Source organism: Natronocella acetinitrilica (genome assembly GCF_024170285.1).
Taxonomy (GTDB): Bacteria; Pseudomonadota; Gammaproteobacteria; order Nitrococcales; family Aquisalimonadaceae; genus Natronocella; species Natronocella acetinitrilica.
The window spans coordinates 605,800-621,595 of the sequence record NZ_JALJXV010000001.1 but is presented as its reverse complement, the minus strand read 5'-3'; the positions used below and the strand labels follow the sequence as shown (position 1 = coordinate 621,595).

At 63.2% G+C, this 15,796-nt stretch carries 16 protein-coding genes; 4 read left to right on the top strand and 12 right to left on the bottom strand.

Features of this window, described 5'->3' with window-relative positions:
* Window positions 1-56 precede the first annotated feature (56 nt).
* A complete protein-coding gene (locus tag J2T57_RS02945; RefSeq protein WP_253473944.1) occupies window positions 57-536 on the top strand; it encodes a YbhB/YbcL family Raf kinase inhibitor-like protein in 480 nt (159 codons plus the stop codon).
* 50 nt (window positions 537-586) lie between these two features.
* On the opposite strand, the gene J2T57_RS02940 is transcribed toward J2T57_RS02945, so the two are convergent.
* The 10 genes from J2T57_RS02940 to J2T57_RS02895 form a co-directional block, all read right to left on the bottom strand.
* Entirely contained in the window at window positions 587-970 is a 384-nt protein-coding gene (locus J2T57_RS02940; protein WP_253473941.1) for a carboxymuconolactone decarboxylase family protein, read from the bottom strand.
* A 17-nt stretch (window positions 971-987) separates the two neighbouring features.
* Entirely contained in the window at window positions 988-1,950 is a 963-nt protein-coding gene (locus J2T57_RS02935; protein WP_253473938.1) for a D-2-hydroxyacid dehydrogenase family protein, read from the bottom strand.
* A 38-nt stretch (window positions 1,951-1,988) separates the two neighbouring features.
* Entirely contained in the window at window positions 1,989-2,162 is a 174-nt protein-coding gene (locus J2T57_RS02930) for a hypothetical protein (protein WP_253473935.1), read from the bottom strand.
* A 41-nt stretch (window positions 2,163-2,203) separates the two neighbouring features.
* Window positions 2,204-2,530: a TRAP transporter large permease subunit gene (locus J2T57_RS02925; protein WP_253473932.1), complete on the bottom strand. Its 327-nt coding sequence runs from the start codon at window positions 2,528-2,530 to the stop codon at window positions 2,204-2,206.
* A gap of 97 nt (window positions 2,531-2,627) precedes the next feature.
* Window positions 2,628-3,350, bottom strand: coding sequence for a haloacid dehalogenase type II (locus tag J2T57_RS02920; RefSeq protein WP_253473929.1), 723 nt, complete (start codon window positions 3,348-3,350; stop codon window positions 2,628-2,630).
* Complete coding sequence (locus J2T57_RS02915; protein ID WP_253473926.1) at window positions 3,347-4,000, bottom strand: isochorismatase family protein; 654 nt, start codon at window positions 3,998-4,000, stop codon at window positions 3,347-3,349. Before J2T57_RS02915 ends, J2T57_RS02920 begins: the two co-directional genes overlap by 4 nt.
* Window positions 4,001-4,002: 2 nt before the next feature.
* Complete coding sequence (locus J2T57_RS02910) at window positions 4,003-5,478, bottom strand: aldehyde dehydrogenase (protein WP_253473924.1); 1,476 nt, start codon at window positions 5,476-5,478, stop codon at window positions 4,003-4,005.
* Window positions 5,479-5,506: 28 nt separating this feature from the next.
* Window positions 5,507-6,832, bottom strand: a complete 1,326-nt coding sequence (locus J2T57_RS02905; protein WP_253473921.1) for a TRAP transporter large permease — start codon at window positions 6,830-6,832, stop codon at window positions 5,507-5,509.
* 5 nt (window positions 6,833-6,837) lie between these two features.
* The gene (locus tag J2T57_RS02900) at window positions 6,838-7,458 is read right to left on the bottom strand and encodes a TRAP transporter small permease (protein WP_253473918.1); all 621 of its coding nucleotides are present in this window, start codon (window positions 7,456-7,458) and stop codon (window positions 6,838-6,840) included.
* Window positions 7,459-8,493, bottom strand: coding sequence for a C4-dicarboxylate TRAP transporter substrate-binding protein (locus J2T57_RS02895; RefSeq protein ID WP_253473915.1), 1,035 nt, complete (start codon window positions 8,491-8,493; stop codon window positions 7,459-7,461). It lies immediately after the preceding gene.
* Between the two features lie 473 nt (window positions 8,494-8,966).
* On the opposite strand from J2T57_RS02895, the gene J2T57_RS02890 reads away from it, so the two are divergent.
* From J2T57_RS02890 to J2T57_RS02880, 3 genes are read left to right on the top strand one after another with little or no spacing between them, the layout of a single operon-like run.
* Window positions 8,967-9,662, top strand: a complete 696-nt coding sequence (locus J2T57_RS02890; protein ID WP_253473912.1) for a GntR family transcriptional regulator — start codon at window positions 8,967-8,969, stop codon at window positions 9,660-9,662.
* Window positions 9,649-10,839, top strand: a complete 1,191-nt coding sequence (locus tag J2T57_RS02885) for a CaiB/BaiF CoA transferase family protein (protein ID WP_253473909.1) — start codon at window positions 9,649-9,651, stop codon at window positions 10,837-10,839. The genes J2T57_RS02890 and J2T57_RS02885 overlap by 14 nt, the downstream gene beginning before the upstream one ends.
* A gap of 37 nt (window positions 10,840-10,876) precedes the next feature.
* Complete coding sequence (locus J2T57_RS02880) at window positions 10,877-11,803, top strand: hydroxymethylglutaryl-CoA lyase (protein ID WP_253473906.1); 927 nt, start codon at window positions 10,877-10,879, stop codon at window positions 11,801-11,803.
* Between the two features lie 262 nt (window positions 11,804-12,065).
* On the opposite strand, the gene J2T57_RS02875 is transcribed toward J2T57_RS02880, so the two are convergent.
* Together J2T57_RS02875 and J2T57_RS02870 are read right to left on the bottom strand one after the other, a co-directional pair.
* Window positions 12,066-12,947, bottom strand: a complete 882-nt coding sequence (locus J2T57_RS02875; protein WP_253473903.1) for a transglutaminase family protein — start codon at window positions 12,945-12,947, stop codon at window positions 12,066-12,068.
* Window positions 12,944-15,544, bottom strand: a complete 2,601-nt coding sequence (locus J2T57_RS02870; protein WP_253473900.1) for a circularly permuted type 2 ATP-grasp protein — start codon at window positions 15,542-15,544, stop codon at window positions 12,944-12,946. The genes J2T57_RS02875 and J2T57_RS02870 overlap by 4 nt, the downstream gene beginning before the upstream one ends.
* Window positions 15,545-15,796 lie beyond the last annotated feature (252 nt).

Genomic DNA, 15,796 nt, shown 5'->3' with positions numbered 1-15,796 from the left:
TTACCCGGCGGGCTTTGCTATGCTCCCCGAACTGGTTTGCAAAGAGGAGACCGACCATGGGATTTGCATTATCGGACATGCGGCTCACCAGCAGCGCTTTCAGCAGCGGCGGTGCCATTCCGACCAGGCATACGGGGGAATCCGATGATGTCTCTCCGGACCTGGCCTGGGCCGGCGCGCCGGAGGGCACCAAGGCCTTTGCGGTGATCTGCCACGACCCGGATGCGCCGCTGGTCAGTCCCAACGGTACCTACGGATTCGTGCACTGGGTGCTCTACAACATCCCGGCATCGGTGAATGCGCTGCCTGAAGGAAGCTCCGACTTCACGGCGGGCAAGAACGACTTCGGGAACACGGGCTACGGCGGCCCGATGCCGCCGGAAGGCCACGGGGTGCATCAATACTATTTCTGGATTCTGGCCCTGAAGGACGATGTCCGCCTGGAGGGCGGGCTGTCACTGTGGGAACTGCTGGGACGGCTTGAGCCGGCAATTATCGGTATGAATCGCCTGGTGGGCACCTACCGCCGGGGCTGAAACGGGACATGAAGACGGAGACGCTGATTCATTCAGCGTCTCCCTGTCGTTTATCCAGCCTCTTCCATGCTGTCGACTACTTCCTTGGCGACCTTGAAAGCGTCGATGCCTGCCGGAAAACCGCAATAGACCGTAGCCTGGAGCAGGATCTCGCGGATCTCCTCCTTGCTGCAGCCGTTGCGAATGGCTCCCACGGTATGAATACGCAGCTCATGGGGGCGACCCAGGGCCGCCAGCATGGCGATATTGATCATGCTCCGGGTCTTGCGATCCAGGCCGGGGCGATTCCATATCGCATCCCAGCAGTAGTCGGTGACCAGTTCCTGCAGCGGCCAGTTGAAGTCATCGGCGCCGTTGATCGAGCGATCCACATATTCGTCGCCGAGCACCTCACGGCGCGTCGCGAGCCCTTTCTGGTTGAGTTTCTCTTTCATGCGCATTCTCCTGGTGATTACTTGGCGAGCACGTCCGGATTGGCCAGGTTCTTCGGCGCACCTTCGGCAAAAGCGAGGACGTTGTCGAAGGCGTCCCCGAAGTACAGCTCGTAGCTGTCGAGTTCGACGTAGCCGAGATGCGGCGTGCACACGGCACCGTCGCGGTGCAGCAGGGGGTGATCCACCACCGGTTCATTCTCGTAGACATCAACCGCCGCCATGCCCGGCCGTCCGGCATCCAGCGCTGCCTCCAGGGCGCCGCTTTCGATCAGTTCAGCACGACTGGTATTGACCAGCAGCGAGCCCGGCTTCATCCGCGCCAGATCGTTCGCGGTGACGATACCCCGCGTCTGGGGTCCGAGCCGCAGATGCAGGCTCAGTACATCGGACTGCTCGAACAACTGCTCCTTGCTCTCGACAACGTCGATACCGTCCGCCTGGGCGCGGGTGAGCGACCCCTCCCGGCCCCAGGCCAGCACATGCATGTCGAAGGCCTTGCCGTAGCGGGCAACAACACTACCGATCTTGCCGTAGCCATAGATGCCCAGCGTCCTGCCACGCATACCCACGCCCAGGCTGCGCTGCCACTTGCCGGCCTTCATGCCGGCGACTTCCTGCGGAATGCGGCGCATGGCCGCCAATGCCAGGCCCCAGGTCAACTCGGCGGCGGCGTAAGGCGCGCCGGTGCCGGTGGCCACGGCCACACCGCGGGCATTGCAGGTATCCAGATCCACGTGGGCAATACCACCACCGGTCTGGCTGATAATGCGCAGATTCGGCAGCCGCTCCAGCAGTTCAGCGGTGATCTGCGTGCGTTCACGAATGAGCACCAGGGCCTCGGCGTCCTTGAAGCGCTCCACGAGAGTATCAACGTCAGTGACGGTATCGTTGTAGACAGTGACCTCGTGGCCGGACAGCGTCTGGAAACACCGCAGGGTCTTGACGCAATCCTGGTAGTCGTCAGGTATGACAATTTTCATGATGGATGGACTCTCCAGTCTCAAGTTTGGTCCGGGTTTCAGCGTGCCGGCTTGTCCGCGACGCTGGCGGCATCGCCGCCGCGATCGGGAGTCGCCCGCTGCCAGAGGAACACTGCGCCGATCAGCACGAAGCCGATTACGCCGGTGCCGGTGGCCATCATCACCTCCAATAGGGTGCCCTGGCCCAGCAGCGGCGGATGATAGATGAACATGTAGGGGATCAGGAATCCACCCAGCGAAATCTTGGTCGCCGTCAGCGCCGTACTGAACCAGTGTGAGCCGGAATGGCGCTGCCGGTATAAGCAGCCAACGCCGCCGGCGGCGTCACACGGGAGAGAATGGCGAAGTAAAGAATGAACAGATGCGACGACAGGGCCGGCAACCCGGCCTCCACGAAGGCGGCGGCCACCACCGTGGCAGCGAGCATGTAGGCGGCCACGGTTGGCAGGCCCATGCCAAGGATGATGGCCACAACCATGGCCAGGATCAGGGTGATCACCAGGTTGGTGATGTACTCACTGCCACCAGCGATGCTGCTGGAGTTGAAACGACGGCCTTCGAAGCCTTCCTTGCATAACACGCATTGCAAAAACCCGCCTGAACGGGCACGCCTTGCACTCAGCGCCCATTCCTGGACAGTTATTGTCAAATCCGTGGTACTACGGTGCATCTGGAGATCAGGTCTGGAGCTGATCCGCCAGATCGAGAAAATCCCGGGCAACCAGATCGAAATCCGGGTCGGGTGTGAGATCGATGTCCGCGTCAGGGCCGTATTCCAGCGGACGCAACACGAATGCGGTTCGAAAGCCCTCCTGCCGGGCCGCTTGCAAGTCATCCTGGTGTGCCGCGACCATCAGAACCTCCTCCGGCCGGACATCCAGCAGGTAGGCGGCCATGCGATAGACCTCCGGGTCGCGCTTGTAATGCCGCGCGAGTTCCGAAGACAGCACGCAGTCCCACGGCAGCCGCGCATGCCTGGCCATGTTCACCAGCAGGGAGATGTTGCCGTTGGACAGCGTTGCCAGCACGAATTTTCGCCGCAGCCGGGTCAGACCCTCCACGGAGTCCGGCCAGGGCTCAAGCCTGTGCCAGGCCCGGTTCAGGTGGGCGATGTCGGCCTCCGCCAGCCCGGTAATGCCGAACTCGTCGAGCAGGCGATCCAGCGTCATGCGATGCAGTTCGTCAAGTCGGGTCCAGGGCAGTTCGCCACGCCGAACCCGGTCCATGGCCGGTGCGTAGCCACCACGCCAGGCATCCACCAGGGCTGCCCAGTCGACGTCAACACCGCGCTGCCGGCCCAGTTCCTCGCATTCCCGGATGACGCTGCCGCGCCAATCGACCACTGTGCCGAACACGTCAAAGGTGAGGCACTTCACGCCGGACAGCTTCGCGCTGCTCATTTGACGCTGCGCTCCACAACCACCTCCTCCGCCGATTCCTGCATGGCTCTCACTGCCTCGTCCCGCGTCAGCAGGTCGGCGTATTTCTGGCCCATGTCAAACAGGCTGGCCTCGTGGGCCCGCAGACTCCTGTCGCCGCAGCAGTCGGTCAGCACCACCGGGCGCAGTCCCCAGGACATGGCGTCAACGACGCTGGCCCTCACGCAACCACTGGTCGTGGCGCCGGCCACGAGTAGCGTCTGCACGCCCCGCTGCACCAACCATGGCAGGAGATCCGTTCCAAAAAATGCGGAGGGTACTGTCTTGCGAACAACCAGCTCGCCTCGTTGAGGCGTCAGGGACTCGACGATTGCGCTACTCCGGGCATGCTCTGTCAGTGCCAGCAACTTGCGGGACTTCAGAGCGAATATATTCGGTGTCGCATCGTCCGCAAAGACAATTCTGCTGTGGGCGACGGGCAGACCTTCTGCACGGGCCCAATCCAGCATCGGCAAAGTGGTCTCTATCGCCGCCGGGATGTTGCCACCCCCGAAGAGATCGGGATCGGCAAAACCGTTGACGAAGTCAACCAGCAGCAGGCCCACGGGCCCGGCGACACCGAGGGTGCCGCCGAAGCCCTGCCGTTCGAATAGCGCGTTCTCCGGTTCCATCACTAGCCCAGCACGAACGGGTTGGCGATGTCACCGGTGTTGATGTAGATGCTCTTCACCTGCAGATACTCCTTGATCATCTCCTGACCGTTCTCGCGGCCGATACCAGAGCGCTTGTAGCCGCCGAAGGGCGACATATAGCTGATGACCCTGTAGGCATTGACCCAAACCGTGCCGGCGCGGATTTTCTTCGTCATGCGCAGCGCCCTGGACATGTCCTGGGTCCAGACCCCGGCAGCGAGGCCGTAGAGCACGTCATTGGCGATATGCACGGCTTCGTCCTCGTCCTTGAAGGGGATGATGGACAGCACCGGGCCAAAGACCTCTTCCTGGGCGATTCGCATGTTGTTGCTCACGCCGGTGAAGATAGTGGGCTCGACAAACCAGCCATCGCCGCACTCGGGGCGATCTGCGGCCTTGCCACCAAGCACACAGGTCGCACCTTCCTCTTTCGCGATGTTGATATAGGACAGCACCTTCTCGAACTGCGGCCGGGTGGTCACGGGCCCGACCTGGGTGCCCATATCCATGGGATTGCCCATCTTGGCGGTTTTTGCCAGCGCGATGAGGCGTTCGACGAATTCGTCGTGGATGCTCTCCTGCACCAGCAGACGGGAGCCTGCCATACAGGTCTGCCCGGTGGCGGCAAAAATGCCCGAGATGGCGCCTTTCACGGCGTTGTCCAGGTTGGCATCATCGAAGACGATGTTCGGTGACTTGCCGCCGAGTTCCAGGGAGACTTTCTTGAGCCCCCGGGCGGCCGCCTCGTAAACCTTCACGCCACCGATCTCGCCACCGGTAAAGCCGATCCGGGCCACCTTGGGGTGTTCCACCAGCGCCGACCCCACATCCGGGCCGTAACCGGTGACCACATTGAAAACGCCCTTGGGGAAGCCGGCCTGCTCCACCAGTTTCGCCAGTTCCAGCATCGAGGCCGAGGTGAACTCCGAGGGCTTCACCACCACGGTGTTACCGGCAGCCAGCGCTGGCGCGATCTTCCAGGTGGCGAGTAGCAGCGGCGAGTTCCACGGCGTGATGATGGCGACCACGCCCAGGGGCTCGTACTGGGTGAAATTGAACATGCCGGCCTTGTCGGTGGGGATGTTGGCACCCTCCACCTTGTCCGCCAGACCGCCGTAGTAGTAGTACCACTCCGGCATGTACTGCATCTGGCCGTACATTTCGGCCTTCAGCTTGCCGTTGTCGGTGACTTCGGTATCCGCCAGGTGCTCAGCATTCTCGGCGATCAGGTCGCCCAGCTTGCGCAGCAGGGCGCCGCGACGGCTGGCGGTCATATCCGCCCACTCACCCTTGTCGTAGGCGGCGTAGGCGGCCTCCACGGCACGATTGGCATCCTCGGCCGCACCCTTGGGGATACGCGCCCAGGTCTCGCCCGTGAACGGGTTCTGGGAATCGATCCATTCACCGCTGGACGGATCCACCCACTGCGAATCGATCCACATCTGGTAGGTCTTCATGTCAGGTCTCCCCTTGAAAATATGGTGTTTAACTTCTCATGAGATCAGGCAGCCACATGACGATGGCCGGGAAAGCAAGCAGCAGTCCGAGGATGATCACCTCGACGACCAGGAAGGGCGCGACGCCCTTGAACAGATCCGTGGGCTGCACCCGCCCATCGGATGCGCTGAGCACGGCAAACAGGTTGAGGCCGATGGGCGGAGTCAGCACACCGATCTCCACAAGCTTGATGACGATCACCCCAAACCAGATGGGGTCGAAACCGAGGCTGGTGACCACCGGGAACACGAACGGCACCGTCACCACCACCATGGAGATGGTGTCCATGAAGCAGCCAAGGATGATGTACATCAGCATGATCACCAGCATCACGGTGAGCGGTGACACGCCAAGCCCTTCGATATACCAGACAATCTCGTCCACGAAGCCGGAGTAAACGAAAAGCCGTGACAACATTAGCCCGGCGATGATCACCAGGAACAGCACCGCCGTGGTCATGGCGGCGCTCTGCATGGCACCCCCGATCTTGCCCATGGACGGCATGTCCTTGCGCAACCAGCCACGCATCAACATGATCAGGAACGCACCGACTGCGCCCACAGCGCCTGCCGAGGACGGGAACATGGCGCCGGAGTAGATGCCACCGATCACGATCACCGCCAGCAGGACAAACGGCCAGATGGAGTAGAAGCTGCGCAACTTGTCCTGCAGCGAGAAACGCTCTGTCGGCACCGGCGCAATGGACGGCCGTATCGTCACCATCACCCAGATGGCAATCAGGTAGGCACCTGCCGTCAACAGGCCGGGAACGATGCCCGCTACCAGTAGCGTGCCAATGGACTGTCCCGTGAGCAGGGCGTAGACCACCATCATGATGGAGGGCGGTATCAGGGCGGCAAAGGTACCGGCAGCGGCAATACAGCCCGCAGCGATGGCCTTGTTGTAGCCGAAAGCCATCATTTGCGGCAGGGCGATACGGGTGAACACCACGGCATTCACCATGGTGGAGCCGGAGATCGCCGCAAAACCCGCCGAACTCAGGGTGGTCACCATGAGCAGGCCGCCGCGCACCCGGCCCAGCACACGGTAGAAGAAGGTGTAGAAGTCCTTGGTGATGCCGGATATCTCGGCAAAGGCCCCCATGAGGATGAACATGGGTATGACGACAAAGCCGTACTGGCTGGCGAACTGGTACGGCAGGCCCTCGATGGTGCCCAGCATCAGCGGCATGCCACCCAGATACCACAGTCCGACGATGGCCACGATAAAGATGGAAAACGCGACGGGAATGGACAGGGCGATCAACAGCAGCATGGTGCCAATGGCGATCAGCCCGATGTACAACGGATCCATGGTGATCAGCCCTTTTGCTCGAGTGAGCCGGTATCGGCCACGGGATCGGCGCCAGCCACTGCCGCGCGGTCACCACAGAACAGGAAGCGCACCAGCTCTCGCAGAATCTCCAGTGCGCAGACCAGCGCGCCCATCCAGAACACGAGCTTGATGGGCCAGAGCGGAAAACGCACCGACGCCACAGCGCGCTCGCGGATATTAAGGCTGTGCTGAGCCAGCTCCCAGGCCCCCCAGGTGATGAGGGCGAAGACACAAAGGCCGATGAACAGGGCAAGGCCCTCGGCAAACACCCGCAACGGGTGCGGAAAGAAACGCCAGAACAGATTCACTGAGATATGGGCACGCTGTCGCTGGGTGTAACTCATGCCCATCATCACGGTGATGGAAAGCATTGCGGCGGAAAGCTCGGTGGCCGAAGGCACCGGACGGCCCAACAGATTGAGCGATAACACATCGGCGGTGCCGATAAGCGCCATGATGGCGAGCAGCACCGAAGCCAGGATCATGAACAACCGCGCGAGCCGCTTGATGCCCGTATCCATGAGCTGAAAGACAAACGTCATGAGACCACCCTTGTCGCTCTGGTGGGTCGGGCCGGCCAGTGCCGGCCCGACGCGCAGGCCCAACTAGATGTCGCCGTGCTCCATCCAGTAGTCCAGCACTTGCTGGGCAGCCTCACCGCGGCCTTCCCGCTGCATGTTTTCGAGCCAGAGCGCCCGGAAATCGGGGGCACGGGCCCGCAGCTCGTCCGGCTGCTCGAACTCCACGACTTCGACGCCGGCATCCAGCATCCGCTGCAGGCTCGACTCCTGCACGTCCGCCAGCGCCTGCAGGCTGCGCTCCCGGGCCTCGTCACTCACTTCCATGATCAGTGCCTTGACGTTCTCCGGCATGTCGTTGTGCCAGCGTTCGTAGTTGACCCAGATCGGCCAGGTAGGCTGGGGGCCGAAACCGAAGTCACTCAGATATTTGGCAACCTCGTACAACCGGGTCTGGGCGTAGAGGTCGGTGGAGAAGAAGCCGCAGTCGATACGGCCACGCTGCAGGCCCTCATACTTCTCGGCGGTCATGACGTTCACGCCCACCGCACCCAGGGAATCCCACAGGTACGGCTGCCAGGCGCCGAAGGTGCGAACCCGCAGGCCCTGCCAGTCATCCAGATTCCGCACGGGCTTGGTGCAGAGTGGCTGGTAGGTGTTGAGCGTGTGGAAGAACAGCGGCCAGATGTTGTTCTGCCGCAGCTCATCCCGAATTGCCGGCACATCCTGCACCAGCCCCTCGATAACGCGGGATGCCGCTTCGTTGCTTTCGAAAGTCAGCGGCAAGGCGTTCGGAGCACTGGTGAGTGGCAACTCGTTGGGGAAGTAGCTTGGTGGCACCGCGCCCATGTCCACCGCGCCGCTGCGCACCAGACGCAGGATCTCCATGGGCTCGCCGCCGGCGCCGGCCCACATCATGGTGACGCGGATGCGTCCACCGCTGCGTTCACGGATCTGGTCAGCCCACCACTGGTCCACGTCGGTCTGGGCCCAGCCGGCGGGGAATGAATGGGCAACCCGAAGGTTCATTCGCGGATACTCTTCTGCGTTGGCGGGTGTGGCCGTCAGCGTCGTCGCTGCCAGCAACCCGGCCGCAGCCATGGTCGCAACAAAGGCTTTCATCGTGTACTCCTCCAGTTGACAGACTTCAGTTGACAGACTTGCCGTGTCGTTGTGGTTATCGACGCCCCCGCGGCAGATGCCGCCGGATAACGTCGTGTTCCTAACATTCAGAAGGGGTCCGTCCCGGGCGTCTACGCGCCCTTGCTCCAATTATCTCGCGTTGACAAAACCGCCGGACAACAGCGATCCGGCGTTGGGCACCACTGGGTCGAGCCCGATGGTCTGCAGAAGCACCTCTTGGCCGATACGAAAATTCCTCGGGGACCCCATATGCTCCTCCTGCTGCCGGCCTGCGTGTCCACCGGCCGGCGGGCTACAGTTCTCTATCGTTGTAATTGATATGGGCTAACGTATACAACTTATCCGTTTTGAGGTCAAATAATCGCTTATTTGTAGCATTTACGGAAGAATGGTATACGATATTGAGAGTCCAAGCTTGGACAATCGAGGAGTAGAATCAGGAGACCGCGCCCATGACCGCGGCAGATCGCGTTTACGGAGTCATCAAGAAGCGCATATTGAACGGCCGCTATCCGCCCGGATCCTACGTCCGGGAAGCGACGATCGGCACCGAACTTGAACTCAGCCGAACCCCCATTCGCGAGGCGCTCCGCCGCCTTGTGTCCGAAGGCTGGGTGGAGATCATTCCACACCACGGGGCCCGTGTGGTTTCGTGGACGTCCCGTGACGTTGAAGAAGTCTTCGAGATCCGCGCCTTGCTGGAACCCCATGTGGTGCGCAGGGCCGCCAGCCGCATCAGCGATGAACAGCTCGACACCCTCTCGGCTCTGGCGGACGAGATGGAAGGCCTGGCTGTCGATCCGGACGAAGACGCGCTGGAGCAGATCGCCGCTCTCAACAGCCGCTATCACGGCTGCCTGATCGATGCCGCCGACAGCCCGCGCCTGCAACGCCTGCTCGAGGCCCTGGTCCAGGTTCCTGTTGGACGGCGCAGTTTCGAACATTATTCGGCGGAGGAACTGCAGCGCAGCATGCAGCACCATCGGGAGATGATCCGCGCGCTGGCAGCGGGGGATGGCGACTGGGCGGCGCCGATCATGCGCGCCCACGTTCTGGCGGCACGCAGCGCTCATCTACGGTGGACCCGTTCACGTCAGGGCAAGGCTGCCGCAGCGGCCAGGAGAAGGGGGGCCGATGGCACCACTTGACGACATTCGCGTAATCGAACTGGGCCAGCTGATCGCCGGACCCTACTGCGGGCAGATTCTCGCCGACTTCGGCGCGGACGTGGTGAAGATCGAACCCCCCGGCAAGGGCGACGCCATGCGCCAGTGGGGACGACCTGACGCCCAGGGGCGCACCCAATGGTGGCCGATCATAGCCCGCAACAAGAAATCCATGACGCTCGATCTGCGCCAGCCGTCGGGCCAGGACGTGCTGCGCAGGATGATCGAGGAAGCCGATATCCTGATCGAGAACTTCCGCCCCGGCACCATGGAGCGCTGGGGGCTGGGCTGGGAGCAGTTATCGGCCATCAACCCCCGGTTGATCATGGTCCGGGTAACCGGGTTCGGGCAAACGGGCCCCTATGCAAATCGCGCCGGCTATGCATCGGTCTGCGAGGCCATGGGTGGCCTGCGATACATCTGCGGTTACCCCGACCGGCCGCCGGTGCGGGTCGGCATATCCCTGGGAGATACCCTGGCCGGCATCAATGCGGCGATGGGGGCCATGATGGCCTTGCAGGAGCGGCATCGCAGCGGCAAGGGTCAGGTGGTGGACAGCGCCATCTTCGAATCGGTACTCGGCGTCATGGAAAGCCTGATTCCGGAATACGCCAATGGTGGCCATATCCGGGAACGTGCCGGGAGCTTTCTACCCGGCATCGCCCCCTCCAACGCCTATCCGGCAAGGGACGGCCGCGACATCATCATCGGCGCCAACCAGGACACGGTGTTCGCCCGGCTATGCGAGGCCATGGGTCAACCCGAACTGGCCGAGGATACCCGCTACGCCACCCACAAGGCGCGCGGTCGGCATCAGCAGGAGCTCGACGCCCTGATTTCCCAGTGGACGCTGCAACATGACGCCGAGGTTCTGGTCGACCTGCTCGCCGAACAAGGGGTTCCGGCGGGCCTGGTCTACCGCGCACCGGAGATGCTGGCTGACCCGCACTTTCAGTCCCGGCAGTCCATCGTGTCCGTGGATGACGAGCACAACGGCACCGTGCCGATGCAGAACGTGTTTCCCCGCCTCTCCCGCAGTCCGGGCCACATCCGCCACAGTGGGCCGCAACTCGGCGCCCATACAGAGGAAGTGCTGCAGCAGTGGCTGGAACTGGACAACAAACAGATCAGCGAGCTGCGCGACGACGGCATCATTTGATACTCGTGCGCCAGGCGCATAGCAAGAGGACAGACCAATGAGCATCGAAAAGGATCGCGACGTCGACATTCTCGAAGTCGCACCCCGCGATGGCTTCCAGTCCATCGCCGAACCGCTGCCGACGGAAGAGAAGATCGCCATCATTGAGGATCTGCTGGCCGCCGGCTATCGACGCATGGAAATCGGTTCGTTTGTCAGCCCCAAGGCCGTGCCGCAGATGGCAGACATGGGCACCATCGCCGACCATTTCGCGGCGCGCCCCGGCCTGCGCCTTGCAGTGCTGGTGCCCAATCGAAAGGGCGCCGAACTTGCCATACAGCATGGCATGCGCGAACTGGTGTACGTGTTTTCGGCCTCCGAGGCACACAACCTGAAGAACGTTCGCCAGACCATCGAGCAGTCGCTGGGACAATTGCGTGAACTCGTCTCACTCGGGGCGGGCGGTCGCGATCTGCGTCTCCGGGTCGCCATCGCGACCTGCTTCGACTGCCCCTTCGACGGCCCCGTCTCCACCGATCAGGTGCGGCATGCGGTGGACCAGGCGCTTTCCATCGCACCCACTGCAGAGATTGCCCTGTGCGACACCACCGGCCGGGCGAATCCCTACCAGGTGCGCGAGCGCTTCAACCGCATCATGGCGGAGTTCGACGCCGACGGCCGGGACTGGGCGTTCCATGGTCATGACACCTTCGGCATGGGCGTGGCCAATGCCCTGTTCGCCTACGAGGCGGGGGTGCGCAATCTGGATGTATCCGCCTCCGGCCTGGGCGGTTGCCCGTTTGCGCCAGGAGCCACCGGCAACACCGCCGCCGAGGATCTGGTGTTCGCCCTGGAGAGCGGCGGCATTCGCACGGGCATCGACATGGAGCGCCTGCTGGCAGTGGCCGATCGCATCAACAAGTTGCCCGGGGCCTGTACCGGTGGCCATCTGCGGGTCGTCCCCAGGCAGCGTGCGGTGGCGTGATGGAGGGGCTTGGCGCGCCTTGCTGCGCTCAGTGAATGGTGCGTTACGCGCTGCGCGCTAACACACCCTACGAGAGGCACGGCCGAATGTAGGGTGTGTTAGGCCGAAGGCCGTAACGCACCGATTCAGCGGTGGCCAGGCCACCCTAAACTCCGTTCCCGGATAAGGGCTAGCAGGTAGAACCACTACCTGCGACACCTTGCTCCTTGCCACGAACGAAAACCGGACTCGAGCGCGGCGGCGTGAATACTTCAGCGCTTCCTTAAATCCGCTCCACGTCCACCGCGACCTTGGTCTTTTGCGTGCCACCGCCTCCGAACACCACGCCACGAATGGGGCTGATGTCGGTGTAGTCGCGACCGATGGCGGTGACAATGTGTTGCTGCGAGGGCGTGATGTCATTGGTGGGGTCGTACTCCCGCCAGCCACCCCCCGGTTCGAACACCGCCACCCAGGCATGGGACGCATCGGAACCCACCAGCTTCGCCTGTCCCGGTGGCGGCAACGTCTCCAGGTAACCGGACACATACCGTGCCGCGACCCCCAGCCCCCGCAACCCGGTAATGGCCAGATGGGCGAAATCCTGACAGACACCGCGCCGCGCCTCGAAGACCTTGCTCACCGGGGTCGACACGTTGGTGGCAGCCGGATCAAATGCGAACTCGCGATGGATCCGTTGAATGAAATCCCCCACCGCTTGTGAAAATCCCCGGCCAGGCTTGAATGACTCGGCGGCGTAGGCCACCACGTCCGGAGACGGCTCGATGAGCGGTGAATCCAGCAGGTAGGCCCTGGCATCCAGCCCTTCCGGGCTCGGATCAGCCGCCGTCGCGGCGACTACCTCCTCCCAGCTCATCCCGGAAGCGAGATAGAGTTCAGGCTCATCACCAAAGCGCTCCACCTCGCTTACGGCGGTCACCGTGAGGCGGCTATGGGGCCGCTGCAGGGTGAAATAGAAGATCTCGTTACCGAAAAAATCCAGTCGCCGGGACGTATACGCCGGCGGTGGATCCACCTCGACACGGTGGCTTAACACGCGCTGCCTCCCAAGATCACCACGCGGCGTGAGATGGGCCTCGTTGTAGCCAAGAGCCACCGGGGCGCTGTAGACATAGTCGGTGCGATGCGTGACCCGATACTTCACTGCGATGCCCCTGCCACGTTGCCCGGCGAGGGCTCACCCAGCGGTCGGGGTCCTTCCTGGTCGGTGAAGTAGGACAGTGCCAGCTGTTGCGCCGCGGCCTGCAGATCTCGCCCGGCCAGCTCCAGCAACTGTCTCAGCGCGGCGCGCTCCAGGGGATCTCCGGATGGCTCGGCCAGATTTGCACAATCACCCAGCCTGAGGCTGGTTTGCGCCTCCAGAACAAGGCGCTGCTCGACACTCAACACATCGGGCTCCTGCTGATCGCTTGGCAGGCTGTGCAGCGCCTCGACGAGACGGGTTAACTGAAAACCGAGGGCGCGCGGATTGACCTCACTGACAAGCACCAGCCGCAGCACGGTATCGACCCTGGGCGCATCGTGATATTGGCGCCGATAGGCGGCCAGGCTCTCAAGGCAACCAAGCAAGGCCTCCAGCATACCGGGCTCGACACGGGCATCCACGGGGGTGAGGAGAGTCGCCCGCAGCAGTGTGCCCGTGAGCAGGCCGCGCTCAATACGCCGCCCCATATCGAGGAAGCGCCAGCCCTGGCCGTGGACCATGCCGTCCTGCTCCAGACCGCGCAGAGCAGCGAGCAGCGTAATGAGCTCATCGAGTTCCGCGGGCAGATCGCGGAACACCAGATCACTGGACGAGCGGGCGCTGGAAAGCCGCATCCGAATGGTGGTCAGCACCCGGAGCGTATCCGTGGACAGGCGGTCACGCACCCCATTGGCGGCGTTCAGCATGGCGTGCAGGTTGAACGCCAGCGTGCCGGTGCGCCGGCCGTCGAAAACAAGGGACGACAGCTCCGGCATTGGGTCGGCCATGCGCGCTTCGGCCTCTGGCCCGGCGAATCCGGGGAAGGTCGCCGTCACCCGGGTGAGCGCCTGCTGGAGCGTGCCAAGCACCCGCTGGTCCACCCAGTCGTCGTACTCGACCACGGCGCGGTGCAGGCGCAATACCGCCCGCAGCATCCGAATGGACAGCTCTGCGCGCTCAGCGTAGCGCCCCATCCAGAACAGGTTTTCCGATGCCGCCGGCGGCAGCATGACCCGGACCTCCGAACCACTGTAGGTTTCCGAAACACTGGGCATGAGGCTGACTTCACGGACCGGCTCTGTTGCCTGGATCCAGATGTCCTTGGACAGACCACCCACCTGGTTGGAGACGCTTAGGCTGTCCATGCTGGGCGCCACGCGGGCGAGACCGCCGGGCATCACGCTATAGCCACCCTTGCGCCCCACCATGAAGGTGCGCATTACCGCAGGCCTGGGGCTCAACCCCGTCTCCGACAAAGCCGGCACCGACGAAAGCTGGCCGTGCTCCTGGCCCACGTACGTCTGCGGTCGGGCGCGGATGCGCTCGGCCAGCGCCCGGCGCTGATCGTCGCCCAGCGCGGCACCGAATACCGGGCTTTGCCCGACGCCCCGGTAGATGCTCTTGATGACCAGCTTGTCCAGGTTGTCCAGCACGTAACGGCACGACTCCGGATCGCCACACCACCACGTTCTGACCGACGGCAGGTCAAGATCCCGCCCCAGGAAAAACCTGGATATGGCGGGCAGATAGGCCTTGAGCGCGGGATTTTCCAGCACACCCGCACCGAGCGGGTTGGCAACAGCCACGCGGCCGCGGCGCACCACCTCGGTGAGCCCCGGGACGCCGAGCATGGAGTCGCGGCGCAATTCCACCGCGTCGCAGTAATCATCATCGAGCCGTCGGAGGATGACATCCACCGGCTCCAGCCGGCGCATGGAGCGCAACCACACGCGCCCGTCCCGCACCGTCAGATCACCACCTTCCACCAGGGTGTAGCCCAGGTATCCGGCCAGAAACGAATGCTCGAAATAGGTTTCGTTCATCAGGCCGGGGGTCAGCAGTACGACCCGCGGCTGGTCCTCGTCGCGATTCGGCGCCAGTTCCGCCAGCGCCCCGCGCAGTTGATGGAAAAACAGGGCCAGGCGATGCACCCTCGACTCCCGGAACAGGCTCGGCAGGATGCGGGTCATCACGACCCGGTTCTCAAGCGCATAGCCGGCGCCGGAGGGAGACTGGGTGCGATCACCCACCACGCAGAAGCGCCCGTCCGCTCCACGGGCCAGGTCCGCCGCGTACAGGGTCAGCGGATACTCCGTGGCATCACTGTAGGGGTGGCAGGGCCGCAGAAATCCGGGGTGGGCATAGACCAGTTCCTGGGGCAGCACACCACGGCGAATCAATTCCTGGGGCCCGTAGATGTCGCGGAGGATGAGGTTGAACAGTTCCGCGCGTCGATGAAGCCCGGTTTCCACTTCGGCCCATTCATCGCTGGAGAGCACCAGCGGCACGGGATCGAGTTCCCAGAGCCGCTCACTTCCCTGGGGGTCGCCATAGACGTTATAGGTAACGCCCCGCTCGCGCAGCAGTCGACGAGCCTGCTGATGGCGCTGCCGCAGGGCATCCGGGCCCAGGCCTTCCAGGGCTTCGGCAAGGTAGCGCCAGCTCTCGCGGATGCTGCCATCCGCCAGCAGCATCTCGTCTACCCGGCCTGCAGGAGGCGGATAATCGCGCAGCAAGGGGGACTCGGGGATTACCGCCATGGTGCCAGCAGCCTGCATGTCGTCTCGGCGCCGTGGCTGCACTCACCGTGCCACGCGCCAGATTCTCGTTGGTGCCCGTCTCCGACGACCACACGTCGGACGCCAGAATCGTGGCAACCGAACGTCCAATACTAATCGGTATGGCTCCCGGAAAGCGAGGTATCTACCACTTCAGGGGCATGCGGTCTGGCGACGGGTTGTGGGTGCGGCGCTCAGAGACCGTATGCGAGAGGGACCTCGCATACGAGCCCCCATGGACGGGTTTACGAC

What these genes read in the sequence shown, in the direction of transcription:
- J2T57_RS02880 (WP_253473906.1), top strand. Translation starts at nt 10,877, where the DNA reads ATGAGCATCGAAAAGGATCGCGACGTCGACATTCTCGAAGTCGCACCC.
- J2T57_RS02870 (WP_253473900.1), bottom strand. Translation starts at nt 15,544, where the DNA reads ATGCAGGCTGCTGGCACCATGGCGGTAATCCCCGAGTCCCCCTTGCTG.
- J2T57_RS02940 (WP_253473941.1), bottom strand. Translation starts at nt 970, where the DNA reads ATGAAAGAGAAACTCAACCAGAAAGGGCTCGCGACGCGCCGTGAGGTG.
- J2T57_RS02915 (WP_253473926.1), bottom strand. Translation starts at nt 4,000, where the DNA reads ATGGAACCGGAGAACGCGCTATTCGAACGGCAGGGCTTCGGCGGCACC.
- J2T57_RS02930 (WP_253473935.1), bottom strand. Translation starts at nt 2,162, where the DNA reads ATGTTCATCTATCATCCGCCGCTGCTGGGCCAGGGCACCCTATTGGAG.
- J2T57_RS02905 (WP_253473921.1), bottom strand. Translation starts at nt 6,832, where the DNA reads ATGGATCCGTTGTACATCGGGCTGATCGCCATTGGCACCATGCTGCTG.
- J2T57_RS02895 (WP_253473915.1), bottom strand. Translation starts at nt 8,493, where the DNA reads ATGAAAGCCTTTGTTGCGACCATGGCTGCGGCCGGGTTGCTGGCAGCG.
- J2T57_RS02885 (WP_253473909.1), top strand. Translation starts at nt 9,649, where the DNA reads ATGGCACCACTTGACGACATTCGCGTAATCGAACTGGGCCAGCTGATC.
- J2T57_RS02920 (WP_253473929.1), bottom strand. Translation starts at nt 3,350, where the DNA reads ATGAGCAGCGCGAAGCTGTCCGGCGTGAAGTGCCTCACCTTTGACGTG.
- J2T57_RS02890 (WP_253473912.1), top strand. Translation starts at nt 8,967, where the DNA reads ATGACCGCGGCAGATCGCGTTTACGGAGTCATCAAGAAGCGCATATTG.
- J2T57_RS02935 (WP_253473938.1), bottom strand. Translation starts at nt 1,950, where the DNA reads ATGAAAATTGTCATACCTGACGACTACCAGGATTGCGTCAAGACCCTG.
- J2T57_RS02945 (WP_253473944.1), top strand. Translation starts at nt 57, where the DNA reads ATGGGATTTGCATTATCGGACATGCGGCTCACCAGCAGCGCTTTCAGC.
- J2T57_RS02910 (WP_253473924.1), bottom strand. Translation starts at nt 5,478, where the DNA reads ATGAAGACCTACCAGATGTGGATCGATTCGCAGTGGGTGGATCCGTCC.